Here is a 12,560-nt window from a genome sequence, read left to right on the forward strand (position 1 = left end):
ATCACGGCAGGCTTTTCACGATATGGGGCCCGATAACCCGCGTAAGCCATATTGGCAGCCGCTGCCAAACTGCAATCAGCAGTTTGAATTTAGGATTATTAGGGTTAAGTTCAGGCAGGCTTTCGCCTTTCGGCAAGCAATAATCCCAATGCAAAGGGATCGGCTGGGCGCCCCACTGCTGTTTGAATTTGTAGGTGCCAGCATCTTTGCTGCAGCGCCCAAAATCAAACACCTTGTAGCCTTTGGATATCGTATATTCCAGTACTTTCCAGTACATGAACATGTTGATGCCGGTGGTGTTAAATTCCCGGAGGGTGGAAGCCCAGGGGATCTCCATCTGCTCCCCATGGCCTATTAAAAATGCACAACCGGCGGGCTTGCCACTTAACTGAACGACCACTAGCCGGGCCGACTCACCAAGGTTTTTCAACAAATTCAGGAAGAAGTCCCTGCCGTAAACGGGAGTGCCGAGATCACGCATGTTGCTGGCAAACACTTCATAGAATGCAACCAGCAGTTCAGGCCCGCCAATTCTCACTTCCGGTATTTCTCTGTCGGACCGACGAATTTGCGCTCGAAGTTTGGGCCGGAAACTTTGCCATAGCGTGTTCGAGTCGGCTGGTAAGGGTAGCCAGAAAGTGACTTTATCGCTTCGTTGTTGCAACCCCAGCCCACTATTCTGAATATGGCGCATCTCTATGTGACTGGCGCCAACGCGCGCGCGCCAGTCCTCAGCTGCGGCCAGCAACTTGGTCGCCGCCTCCGGACTGTTGGCGAGCAGGCCCCCGTAATTAAAATAAGGTACGGAGACCGCAAAGTTCCCGAACAACCGGCTGCGAAGCTGAACCAAAGGAAGAACGCCGAGCATTTCACCATCCGCAGACAAAGCGTAGCAGTATTGGGTACGGTGCCCGTAAGTCTGCTCGATAAAATTGCGAATATTGATGAAATGATAAGGAGTGGCTGCAGGGTGGTTTTTAACAAACTCATCCCAGGCTGCTTCTGCCTCTGCTCCTCGAACCACCGCCACTATTTGATGAACCGGTTTTGAGGAGATGTTCTGGATTGGGTTGGCAAGGTCCGGCAGAGTCAGTTCTGCAGGTACAGCCGAATCTTCGGCCTTGTTTAGCTTGTTCTTCTGCGCTTTTTGCAAAGCTTTGAGTTCGTCCGACACGGCCTTAAGCTGTTCAATCAGGGTATCTGGATCATCACCGGCTTTCTTGGCTTGGCCAATCTGACGACTCAAGCCCCCCTTTAGGGCTTTGAGATCTTCCAATCGCTGTTTAGTTGACGGTTTGTGTGACTGGACCACGGAGTGAGACAACTCTTCCATAAGGTATGATCTAGACCTTTACTGGCGATGCATTGAACTCAATGACGTCCATTACGTCAGACACCGAACCAAACTGGAAATCCGTTAAAAGTCGACGCAAACGGTCATAGCAGACGGACAGATTGTTGTAATGCCGGAACTTCGAAAATGCACTGACCTTTAATCGCGGCTGGCCGGGGTCTATTTCCCACGGATGCAGGTAGAAGATAAACGGCTGCCCTGCCCGGTTGATTTTACCCAGGCCCCAGCGACTCAACGCGTACGGGTACAATCTGAAGTAACCCCCGCCAGCGATCGGCATGCGATAGCTTCCCACTGGACAGGTCGAAAGCGGAAATTCCTTTAATACACCACCGGAAGGAGCCTCGAGAAGATAGGGATGTTGTGGCGTGCCAGGCATGCCGTACCGATCATGGTGCACCGGGAATATGGAGGAGTCCCAGGTGAAGCCCTCTTCACACAGAATATCAAGCGCCCAACGAGACTGGGCGGTGATGGAATAACTGGCCGCCCGATAACCTTTTATTGGCTCGCCGGTGATGTCTTCAAGAAGTTGCTTGGATTTGCGGGTTTCTTCGCGAAACACCTCAGGGCTCTGGTTATAGACCAGTTGATGACTATAACCATGGCTTGCGATTTCGTGGCCAGCTTGCTGAATTCTGCGAACCAAAGCGGGTGAACGTTCTGCTACCCAGCCCAAAGTAAAAAAGGTAGCTTTGGTCTGGCGCGCGTCAAACAGTTCAAGAAGCTTATCGGTATTGGCTTCTACCCGGTACTCCATGGAGGGCCAGTCTTTGACTTCGACGGCTTCCGCTAACGCCGCAACCTGGAAATAATCTTCCACATCGACGGTCAGGGCGTTCTTTATCTGTTGCATGATTTACTCAGTTTTCTGATAAATGGTTAACCACTACAGGAAGCGGTAGTTCAGCCCTACGAGGACCCAGTTTTCGGTATATTCCCGGCCAGCCACATTGCTGGTTCGCTGGTTATGTCCGATTCTGCCGGAGAGATCGAGCTTGCGGTTAAGCTGGTAGACCAGTCCGAGATCCACGCTTGCGATGTTATCCTCGCTGGTTTCATCCTGATACCGGAGATAACGATAGCTGGCACCCGCGTTAAATAAAAGTTGCTCTGCTACCGGGCGGACATACCGGGTGGACAAACCGAAGGAGTCTTCTCTGGTATCAGTCAGCAGGTAAAGTGAACGACTGGCATTAAAACCGACATTGACAGAACTGGCGTCACTGAAGCGTTTATTGATACCAGCCTCTGCTGCTGTCACTTCAACAGTGGAACTCTCCTGAAGGTTAAACTGGAACTCGTCAAACTGGGTATCGAAATCGGATGTCTGGTCTGTCAGATCGCGGCTGGCGGTAAAATACAGATCCGTGCTTGGATTGATACTCCGTTGCACCATTATATCGCCGACTATCGCGTTGCTTTCCTGAATTGTATTTCCAAACCTACGCTCCTGCTCAGTATAACCCAGGGAGCCGCTTACCAGAGTTGCTACCCAGCGCTGAGTAAACGTTAGCCTGAATGTATTGCTGTCAATTTCTTCTCCGGTATCCAGTTCCGCACGATTGGTTTCAGCTTTGACACCCCCGGTAAAGGTATCACTGAAGATGTGATCCCATGCTACGGTACCGATTACGCGGTCACTGTCCGTTCCTTGCGATCCCTCTACCTCCGTACGTTGGTATTCAGCAGACAAATTAACAGTATCCACCTCGCCCAGCTCGAGAGAATATCGAGGACCCGTTCGAAAAATGTTTCTACGTGTCGTATTTGCAGGTGTGGAAGGGTTTCTGCTGTTCTGATTCACTTGCCGGAGCTCGTCAGACACCTGCCACACAAGCCTTTCAGTTAACTCGCAGTTCCCTACGAAACTGCCATTAGTATATACCTCTGGATCGAAGGTATCCTTGTGAAAATAACCATAACCCAGGTCCGCGGAGAGATACGAATTGCAACGTCCCGGGTCACTTTGGTGCTGCGCACGGACATTGAAACGTGTCTCAAGGTCGCTTTGTTCGTTATTTTCTGACAAATTCACGTTATCGCTGAACCGATTATCAAGCCCAACGGAAAGCCGAACGGGCTCGGCAAGGAGATGGGAAGACACGAGAACCAGACCTGCACCGGATGAAAGAGCCGCAAGCAGCCGCATCTTCCCTGATCGATTAAATTTAACCATTGATAACCGCCCCAGCAAATTTTTCCGGATTGAATGACATAGCCAATTCTTCAACCTTTCCCGGTGTAATTTTACCGTGCGGCACCACCAATAATGCAAAATCGCATAGTTCGGTCAGGATGCGCGCATCCGGCGAGTCAGAGATAGGCGCAGTATCCAGGATAATGAAGCGGTCTGGATAACGACGCCTGACCGCTTGCAGAAACTGCTTCATACGGAAAGATGTAAAAAATTCAGCAGGTGTCTCCCGTCGCCTACCCGCAGGAATGAGACGAAGCCTCGGAATACCCGTGGGGTAAAGAATGCGGCCAATATCGTAATCCGGATCCTCAAGAAAATCAGTAAGACCGCTCTCCGGGACAATATCCAGAGTTGAATGCAGTGCCGGGTCATGAAGATTACAGTCGATTATCAACGCTGTTTTAGCTTCGTCAAATGCAAACGCTGCTGCCAGGTTCAACGCGACAAAGGAGGAGCCAGCACTCTCACTGGCTCCGCTCACTACCATCGTGAAATTGTTACCACCGGACCTCTCAAGCAGTTTGGTCCTCAGGCTTCTGAAGCGATTTACCAAGTCCCGGTTAGGGGAGTCAGGATAGATGATTCGGCGTTCGTCCAGGTCATCACCTGTCAGCGTACGCGGTTCCTGCATCCTGACTATTTGCTTGCTTATGACGTATTTGTCGACGACGCCAGGCCCGAGCTCAAGGGAGCTGGGCACTAGCAGCCTCGAGTCGTCAAATTCAGAGTAGCTGACGACACCGCCGTCATCCCGGTCTTTCTGTTTCATCCAATAGGATTCTGTTTTCTCGGGAAGACTATCGGAAGTATCAAGGTCTTTTGCCTCGCCGCTTTCGACGTCGTCGGGGTTCTTTTTGCCCGTGGCAACAGTATGAAGAGTGTCCTTGCTGTTCTGTTTGGATTCAGTCATCAAAAAATCCCTAGTTCAGACGTTACTGCAATAGCGACATAAACCACTATAACGATGAGTGAACAAACAATTATTCCCGACTTGGCTCGCCTGTCGCGCCTCTTCTCGAAAGGCGTTCGGACATTCGGAATTTCCATCAGCACGGGGAACCCAGTTTGCTCTTCCATTTGCTCGCGGGCCCGCACTCGGGGATCAACCTGAAGCAGCCCAGCCGCAGTCCCGAAAGGGGCGGCCATACCAAGAAACAGACCCGCAATGGCGAACATGAAGAATTTGGGTCCATCCGGTGTTAACGGATATTGCGCTGTCTCATTTATTCGGTAGTTAAGACCCTGGCCCTCAATGTCCAGGTGCATGGACACCCTTGCTTTTTCGCGGCGTTTAAGGAGGTCATCGTAAATCTGCTTGTTTACCTCCATGTCACGGGTCAGTTCAGAGTATTCCGTTTTATTGGCCTGGATGATCTCCATGCGATTTTCTTGCTGGGCTATGAGCTGCTGAAGCGAGCGGATCCGGGTCTCGAGGCTGGCCATGTCTGCCCGGGTTTCAGACAAAACACCACCCAATTCCTGATACAGCGGGTTTATCGTGCTTTCGCTTGTTAACGAAGTGTCTTGGCTAGGCTGGCCACCTGCGAGCGCCTGGTCTCGCTGTTTGCGCAATTCGGCTATTTGCTCTCTTAAAATAACGATATCAGGGTACGTATCCAGGTACCTGAGGCGCAGTTCATCCAGTTGCGACTCCATGGCTCTGATACGTTCCTGATAAACGTCCACCGTACGGCCCTGACGTATGGTTTGATCCACACCTGCAATCTGGTTTTCCAACGAATTCATTCGCGTGGTGAGTTCGGCTTTATTAAGTTCGGCAAGCTCCAACTGGCCCCGCAAGTTTGCCATTCGGGAGTTCGCTTCTGCTTCGGTACCCTCGGTGTTCTCTGAGAGAAACCCCTGAAGACGAGTCTCGACCGCTGCCAACTGCTCCTCATAGCTTTTTACTTGCTTATCAATAAAATCATAAGCGCCGCGGCTTTCCACCCGTTTTCTTCGGTTGGTCTCCTCGATAAATACCTGCCCGAGCCGCTGAGCGATACGGAATGTCTGCATGGGAGACGAACCGCTATAAATTATATTGAAGTAATTGTCACCTCTCGCCTCAACACTGATACCACCGCGAAGTGAGGCTACCCGGCCTTCAATCTGGGCCTGCTCTGCTGATGCTGCACCTTCACCATAGATATCAGGGTCGGTGGCAATCTGTTCAAGAACGCTCCTCCCCCATAACGTTTCTCTGGCGGTCGAAGCGCGCTCATCTATCTTCGTAGTAACGGCACTACCCTCCATCAATGTCCCGATGATGTTCTGGTCATCAACGTAAATTACAACCTGAGAGCTGTATTTGTAGGGCCACAGGAACCCTGCAGCAAGAACCGCGAAACTGACTACAGCAAACAGCAGGAACGCCAGCCATTTGCGGGTGCGGACTTCGCGAGCAATCTCTTTAGGTAGATGGGACAACGGTAATGCCATAATTAATACCCGAAATTCATGTAAACATTCTGGACAAACGTGAACTGCTTTTTAAAAGTTTCGCTCTGGAATAGTCAGGATGTCACCTGGCCGCATACGGTAATTGGTTTTTATAATACCCCGGCTCAGGATATCGTCCAACCGAACCGGTATCGCGACTATCTCACCCTGAAAAGTTCTATAGAGCATGGCGTTATTCAACGCAGCAAACTCATTGGCGCCGCCAGCATTGAGTAATAAATCCAGCACTGTCATTCCGTCTCGATGGGGCAATGAGACAGGACTTGCGACCGCCCCGGTAACCCTGACACGGTCGGTGAATTCATGGCTCCCCATGGAGGTAACAACCACGCTGACCTGAGGTTCGCGAATAAAGCTACTCAGATCTACTTCGATACTTTTTGCAAGCTCTTGTGGTGCCCTTCCACTGGCCTGGACATCCCCAATCAGTGGAACCGAGATTTTTCCATCCGGACGAACAGGCACTGAAGTACTGAGATCCGGATTACGCCAGACGGATACAGTAACCACATCGGTGGCACCCAGAATATAAGGCGGTGTATCACCACCTGAACTCGCGTTCAAAGCTGCCTGGATTCTTTCAGGGGAGGATGACGGATTCGCGGCACAGCCAGCCAGCAAAATGACTGCCATACCCGTCAAAAACACGCTAAGTCCAGGGAACTTTCGCAATAGTGGTCTACGCAACATCGATCTACCTCTCTAAATATATGGGTCGGTGCAATGAGTCTATGTCCCGTACTACGTGTTACCCGGAACTACCTTGATCCTTTTTTGAACAATACCACTTCTACTGTTTGAATTATAATCAACAAATCCAGCAACACGCTTTGGTTCTTAATGTAATAAAGGTCATACCGGAGCTTTTCACGAGTGTCTTCCTCGTTATCTGCGTAAGCAAAACAGAGCTGTGCCCAGCCCGTCAAACCCGGCTTTACCCTGTGACGCTCGTTATAAAGCGGAATGGCTTCAATCAATTGCTCCACAAACATTGGCCTTTCCGGCCGGGGGCCGACAAAGGCCATTGTGCCATTCAACACGTTGAATATTTGTGGCAGCTCGTCAATTCTTACCTTGCGGATAAAATCCCCTACCCTGGTCACCCGCACATCATTCTTGCTTGCCCAGACCGCGCCATCTTTTTCGGCATCCGTGCCCATCGATCTGAACTTATGGACTTTGAATACGCGGCCATTCAACCCAACCCTCTCCTGGCTGTAGAAAATGGGTGCTTTCAGGCCATCCTCTATCTTTATGGCAAGCGCCGTAAGAAGCATTAACGGTAAACCCGCCAATAGCAGGGTCGCAGCCGCGAGAATATCCAGAGCCCGCTTACCAAAACCCGAGACTGTCGAGACCGTAAAGCCATCCGAAAACACAAGCCAGCCCCGGGTAATCATTTCAAGAGCCACTTTGCGAGACTCCCGTTCATAGAAAGTGGCGCCATCAACAATTCGAACACCTTCCATTTTACACTCAAGCAGATCTTCCATTGGCAGACCCTTGCGACGGTCGTCTACCGCCACCACGATTTCCCGTATCGGATGTGTCAGGACATAGCTCTGCAGGGAATGTGGCACGTCTACGAGGTACTTTTTGTCGATCTCCACCGGCTCCTCTGGTAAAGCGACAAACCCTGCGAGGGTAAATCCCTTACGATTAAACGGAGTACGAAGATCTTCGAGTATTTGCCTCGCTCGCACCCCGGCCCCCAATACAAGCACGTGACGCTTGAACGCGTCTGCGCTCACCAGTGAGAAGAACAGAGTACGGAAAATGCCCAGAAGAAAAAAACCAAACACGGATGCGCTTGTTAACACACCGTCACCCGCCAGATACCAGAGCCAGTCAGAGGAAATCAGGTAAGCTGCGCCGCAGAGGGGCAAGCTAACAATCAGCCCCATAATGGTTCGCAGCATCATTCCGGACAAGCCCTCTTCCACTCGCGCCTGATGAACGCCCAGTGCAATCATCACGACAATGTTGACCGCTGAGAACACAAGCGCTGAAGGCAGCAGGAAATTAAAATTGTCTACCAGAAGAGAGGTGTCACCGAAGTAGCGGAAGAACACTGCCGAACTGAAGGCGAGTACAAGCACCAGAAAATCAATCAGGCCGAGAATAACAAAAGGAAGGTGAATATAGTGTCTGAACAATCTGACGTGGGCCACGTCAACTCCTTGTGGTGCTCACTCAATTTCTGAACAGCACGTCCAATGCTTCGGGTTATGCGATGAACGGCGATTGTACGGTAATTGAAAGGAACTTCAATCGATCTGTATAGGTTAATAGCGTTAACAAATGTCAATTTATTTAGTTCATTAAACAGGGGTTAAGATTCGAAAGAGCAAACAGCCTTTGTTAATCATGTAAGCAAATGGGAACACTCACAGCTAAAACCGTCGATTTTATTTACACCACCGCTATCTAGCCTTCCCATACATTAAACCACATCTTATTGTTTTAAATATTATTTTAGATTTTGGCACGTATCTCGCTTTAACTCAATCACGAGCGGCGTCGCCGTATTAAACTGGAAAACTTTTATAAAGGAATTGTTGTCTTATGAAACTATTTTCTAGAGCTTTACTGGGTGTAGCACTTGTTGGCGCAGCCAGCTCCGCAAGCGCAGCACTTTTGAAATTCGAAGCAGCGTATGGTCTGGCTGATGCGACTGCAGCTGAAGCGCAATTTTTGGGAAACTCCCATAATCAGACCACCGAAACGTTCAATGGCTTTGCGAACACCGGCCAGGTTGGCAGCAGTGACCAGGATAGCTGGATTCAGGCAGCACCGTCTTTCGACACGGCTGTCGGCACTTTCTCAATGCAAAGCCCGGAAGCGTCCCCCGACGGGAATGACGTTAACCCTGGTGATCTCATGATTGAAGACGCCACAACTGGCGAATTCGGTCGCAGCGACAACTATGATTCCCAGTGGCTGGACAGCAACGACGCAGACTCAGTGTTGTGGGATATCCTCGACGGCCAATACAATGCCTTTGGTTTTTACATCTCTGATGCCAACGATCAAGGCGCTGCCTTGACGCTCGAATTTAACGATGGCACCACCGAAACGCTGGATCTGACAAGCCCCCTGCGCAACGGTAACATTGCTTACATTACGTTATTCTCAGACGTTTACTTTTCCAACGCGTCATTGGTGTTTAACAACGGCGTAGGCGACAACGACGGATGGGGTATTGATAACGTAACACTTGCAAAAGTACCTGAGCCAGGCACTCTTGCGCTGTTCGGCCTCGGCATGATGGGACTTGTAATCGCTCGTCGCCGCAAGGCGTAATGGTTCAGTCCTAACGAATTAGAGATAATTCGAAACCCGAGGATCAGAATCCTCGGGTTTTTTATTGTTTGCCCGTCAGATAACAAACATCCCCACAAAGTCATGCACTGGCGTCTCCTCCAGAATTTTCTGATTCCCACACAAGTCAAAAATTTGCTCGCACCGCTGCGCGGGGAAGCGAGTGGCCAGGTTGTTGCGAAACTTTTCTTCCAATAACGGAATGCCATCGGTCCGGCGGCGGCGGTGGCCAATGGGATATTCCACCACGACCTTGTCCGTACTGGTGCCATCCTTGAAGAACACCTGAATGGCATTGGCAATAGAGCGCTTGTCTGATTCAAGGTACTCTTGGGTGTAGCGTTCGTCCTCAATGACCTCCATCTTCTCGCGGATTTCATCAATAATCGGGTTAGCTTCGTGAAAGCTGTCTTCGTATTGTTCAGCGACCAGATTGCCAAAGATTAATGGAACAGCGGTCATGTATTGCAGACAGTGGTCCCGGTCCGCAGCATTGGCAAGCTTGCCTTGCTTGGAAATGATACGAATGGCGGACTCGTGGGTGGTAAGCACAATCCGGTCGATCTCATGTAACCGATCTTTTACTTCGGGGTGCAGGAGGACAGCAGCTTCTGCTGCCGTCTGAGCATGGAACTCGGCAGGAAAGGAAATTTTGAATAATACGTGTTCCATCACGTAGGAGCCAAAATCTTGTGGCAGCGAAAACCGGCGCTTATCTTCCGGTTTTAGTTTCTGGTCTTTATTGGTCTTGTTGAATAAAACATCATAGAAACCCCATTGCGGCGCAGTGAGAACACCGGGTATTCCCATTTCGCCCCTCATGGCAATATCCGCCAGACGCACCGCGCGTGAAGTCGCATCCCCTGCCGCCCAGGATTTTCGGGAGCCCGCGTTAGGAGCATGGCGATAGGTTCTGAGGGATTGGCCGTCGGCCCAGGCATGGGACAATGCAGACAGCAGCTGCTCGCGGCTTGCGCCCATTAACTTGGCAGTCACCGCTGTTGAAGCAACTTTAACCAGCACCACATGATCCAGCCCTACGCGGTTAAACGAATTTTCCAGCGCTAATACGCCCTGGATTTCATGGGCCATGATCATGCCTTCCAGAACGTCTCTCACGGTTAACGGATCTTTGCCTTCAGCTACCCGTTTCTGGGACAGGTGATCGGCCACCGCCAGAATGCCCCCGAGGTTGTCTGAAGGATGACCCCACTCCGCTGCAAGCCACGTGTCGTTATAGTCGAGCCAGCGGATGATGCAACCGATATCCCAGGCAGCTTTCACCGGGTCGAGACGAAAAGACGTTCCGGGCACACGGGCTCCATGAGGAACAGTGGTGCCCTCCACTAACGGCCCCAAGTGTTTCGTACACTCAGGAAACCGCAAGGCCAACAGACCGCAACCGAGGGTGTCGATTAAACAGTTCCGGGCGGTGTCCCAGGCATCCTGACTATCGATTTCGTAGGTGAGGACGTAATCCGCAATTCTTTGCAGGATCTCGTCGTAATCCGGGCGGGCGTTCTGGTCGACATTTATGCTCATAGTTTCCCCCGGGCTGTTTATTGCCTGTCTTTGGATTCGTGGTTGAACTGAGCTGGCGATAATATTTGAGTTTGTATGCTTCCGAATCGACGCGTCATGTAATCGAGAAGGCCGTAAATGAACGTAGCAATACCAAGTTTTTCCATTAACTCCTCCAACGTATAAATAATCCCATAGATACTGGTAGCACCATTGCTTTCATAATACCAACCGCCAATCATTTCGACACCAATGGCACCACCAACAAAAAGAGTGCCTGCCCCAATAAAAATAGCAGCAGTTCTCCGGGGTAACCGCAGTAAAAAAGGGATATACAGCAGACCAACAATCAAAATAGCAACAACGCCCGGTATGACCCATGCAAAATGCAGGAACCCGCTGGTCTGAAAGTACTCCTGTGCCGGATCACCTAATCTTTCATGAAAGGAAGCAATCTCATCAAAACTCAAAAAGACAAAAATGAATCCTAAAAATATCCAAGCTACTGCGCGCTCACCCGCCTGCCAATGTCTTCTTCCAATCGTAAAGAGAAGCAAGGCCGAAATCAAAATAGCCAATGATGAATAAAAAGCCGGAATACTGCGCTCTGTGCGAAAATCGAACAGGCTTATTAAACCCCACGCATGGTCATGAATTGTGAAATGCGCAAGCGCTATTCCCGCAAGATTCGAAAGCAGCAAAATACCTATTATGGTCAGAAAGCCAAAATATATGTGCAAGGGGGTAATTCTAATTTTCATACCAACCAGTTCCTGAATGCGTTGTTAGGACGACAGCTTAGTTGTTACATTTTAGTTACACAACGACTCAGCCAAACTTTTAGGCGCCCTTTATTTTCTCAGCCCTCTCTAATGCTTTGCTAATACGATATCTCAATAAGTCGATGCCATCAGCCAACCTAAAGCGTCCGATTACTTTACATGTCTGTTCCGAGTGGTATTTTTTTTGCCTATTTTTCATTGTTTTACATTTTGGCTCGCCTATTGCATCCATGTTGCGCAGTTACTATCACGCGTCGGAGAGCAGTGTAATGACAAAGTTTAATATATTCGTTTTTTTAGGAATCCTACTGCTGGCAGCAACGGCCTCAACGCAAGCCGCACTTGTTACGGCCACTAATTCCACCGGCGGCATCGCCGATGGTTCCCAGATAACACGCTCCGTAGATATCGCAGAGTCCGGTGACATTACGGATGTAAATATTACTGTCGAGTGGAGCAAGTGCCCGGTGCAAGTAGACAGCAACTTCTTCTGTAGTGGCACCGATGAGTTTTCTTCTTTCCCGGACGAACCGTCCATGAACTTGGTTGGTCCCACTGGCGCCAGTACAGTTTTATTTCCACCAAGCTTCTTTACTATGCCACTCGAAGGCGTTGACGTAACGAATACCTTTGACGACCAGGCTGGCACCGCACTTTCAGACACAATCCAATCCGGCACTTTCCGGCCTGTCGGACCACTCTCCGTGTTTAACGGTCTGGAAATCATGGGACTCTGGACCTTGGAGATCGGTGATCTGTTTTTACTCGATCCCGCTGCATTTCGCTCTTTCACACTGAATATCACTACTGCCGAAGGAAATGGCGGCGGGTCTGACCCTGTTCCCGACCCTGCTCCCGTCCCTGAACCTGGCACACTTGCACTTCTTGGCCTGGGGCTTTTAGGCATAGGGCTAGGACGTCG

General features: G+C 50.3%; 11 protein-coding genes. 2 read left to right on the forward strand and 9 right to left on the reverse strand.

Annotated features, from left to right (window positions below; genetic code table 11):
• Position 1: 1 nt before the first annotated feature.
• The 7 genes from WEB64_RS16450 to WEB64_RS16480 all read right to left on the reverse strand — a co-directional run bounded on the left by WEB64_RS16450 (position 2) and on the right by WEB64_RS16480 (position 8,185).
• Positions 2-1,333, reverse strand: coding sequence for a FemAB family XrtA/PEP-CTERM system-associated protein (locus WEB64_RS16450; protein WP_368059505.1), 1,332 nt, complete (start codon positions 1,331-1,333; stop codon positions 2-4).
• A 10-nt stretch (positions 1,334-1,343) separates the two neighbouring features.
• Entirely contained in the window at positions 1,344-2,210 is an 867-nt protein-coding gene (locus WEB64_RS16455) for an XrtA system polysaccharide deacetylase (protein WP_368059503.1), read from the reverse strand.
• 33 nt (positions 2,211-2,243) lie between these two features.
• Entirely contained in the window at positions 2,244-3,050 is an 807-nt protein-coding gene (locus tag WEB64_RS16460) for an outer membrane beta-barrel protein (protein ID WP_368065681.1), read from the reverse strand.
• Between the two features lie 475 nt (positions 3,051-3,525).
• On the reverse strand, positions 3,526-4,464 hold the full coding sequence (locus tag WEB64_RS16465; RefSeq protein WP_368059499.1) for a polysaccharide biosynthesis protein: 939 nt from the start codon (positions 4,462-4,464) through the stop codon (positions 3,526-3,528).
• Positions 4,464-5,993 carry an XrtA system polysaccharide chain length determinant gene (locus tag WEB64_RS16470; protein ID WP_368059497.1) on the reverse strand — a complete coding sequence of 510 codons (1,530 nt, stop codon included), beginning with the start codon at positions 5,991-5,993 and terminating at the stop codon, positions 4,464-4,466. The genes WEB64_RS16465 and WEB64_RS16470 overlap by 1 nt, the downstream gene beginning before the upstream one ends.
• A gap of 51 nt (positions 5,994-6,044) precedes the next feature.
• Positions 6,045-6,662 (reverse strand): XrtA/PEP-CTERM system exopolysaccharide export protein, encoded by a 618-nt coding sequence (locus WEB64_RS16475; RefSeq protein WP_368059495.1) that lies wholly within the window; start codon positions 6,660-6,662, stop codon positions 6,045-6,047.
• Between the two features lie 110 nt (positions 6,663-6,772).
• A complete protein-coding gene (locus WEB64_RS16480; RefSeq protein WP_368059493.1) occupies positions 6,773-8,185 on the reverse strand; it encodes a TIGR03013 family XrtA/PEP-CTERM system glycosyltransferase in 1,413 nt (470 codons plus the stop codon).
• A 394-nt stretch (positions 8,186-8,579) separates the two neighbouring features.
• On the opposite strand from WEB64_RS16480, the gene WEB64_RS16485 reads away from it, so the two are divergent.
• On the forward strand, positions 8,580-9,317 hold the full coding sequence (locus WEB64_RS16485) for a PEP-CTERM sorting domain-containing protein (protein ID WP_368059491.1): 738 nt from the start codon (positions 8,580-8,582) through the stop codon (positions 9,315-9,317).
• A 75-nt stretch (positions 9,318-9,392) separates the two neighbouring features.
• On the opposite strand, the gene prpD is transcribed toward WEB64_RS16485, so the two are convergent.
• Both prpD and WEB64_RS16495 read right to left on the reverse strand, forming a co-directional pair.
• Positions 9,393-10,877 (reverse strand): 2-methylcitrate dehydratase, encoded by a 1,485-nt coding sequence (gene prpD, locus WEB64_RS16490; RefSeq protein ID WP_368059489.1) that lies wholly within the window; start codon positions 10,875-10,877, stop codon positions 9,393-9,395.
• A gap of 17 nt (positions 10,878-10,894) precedes the next feature.
• Positions 10,895-11,617, reverse strand: a complete 723-nt coding sequence (locus WEB64_RS16495; protein ID WP_368059487.1) for a hypothetical protein — start codon at positions 11,615-11,617, stop codon at positions 10,895-10,897.
• Positions 11,618-11,907: 290 nt separating this feature from the next.
• On the opposite strand from WEB64_RS16495, the gene WEB64_RS16500 reads away from it, so the two are divergent.
• A partial coding sequence (locus WEB64_RS16500; protein WP_368065682.1) for a PEP-CTERM sorting domain-containing protein occupies positions 11,908-12,560 on the forward strand: 653 nt, incomplete at its 3' end.

Origin of the sequence: Marinobacter sp. (assembly GCF_040882185.1) — a bacterium.
Taxonomy (GTDB): domain Bacteria; phylum Pseudomonadota; class Gammaproteobacteria; order Pseudomonadales; family Oleiphilaceae; genus Marinobacter.

Coding starts and splice junctions, on each gene's coding strand:
- WEB64_RS16450 (WP_368059505.1), bottom strand. CDS start 1,333: ATGGAAGAGTTGTCTCACTCCGTGGTCCAGTCACACAAACCGTCAACT.
- WEB64_RS16455 (WP_368059503.1), bottom strand. CDS start 2,210: ATGCAACAGATAAAGAACGCCCTGACCGTCGATGTGGAAGATTATTTC.
- WEB64_RS16465 (WP_368059499.1), bottom strand. CDS start 4,464: ATGACTGAATCCAAACAGAACAGCAAGGACACTCTTCATACTGTTGCC.
- WEB64_RS16470 (WP_368059497.1), bottom strand. CDS start 5,993: ATGGCATTACCGTTGTCCCATCTACCTAAAGAGATTGCTCGCGAAGTC.
- WEB64_RS16485 (WP_368059491.1), top strand. CDS start 8,580: ATGAAACTATTTTCTAGAGCTTTACTGGGTGTAGCACTTGTTGGCGCA.
- prpD (WP_368059489.1), bottom strand. CDS start 10,877: ATGAGCATAAATGTCGACCAGAACGCCCGCCCGGATTACGACGAGATC.
- WEB64_RS16495 (WP_368059487.1), bottom strand. CDS start 11,617: ATGAAAATTAGAATTACCCCCTTGCACATATATTTTGGCTTTCTGACC.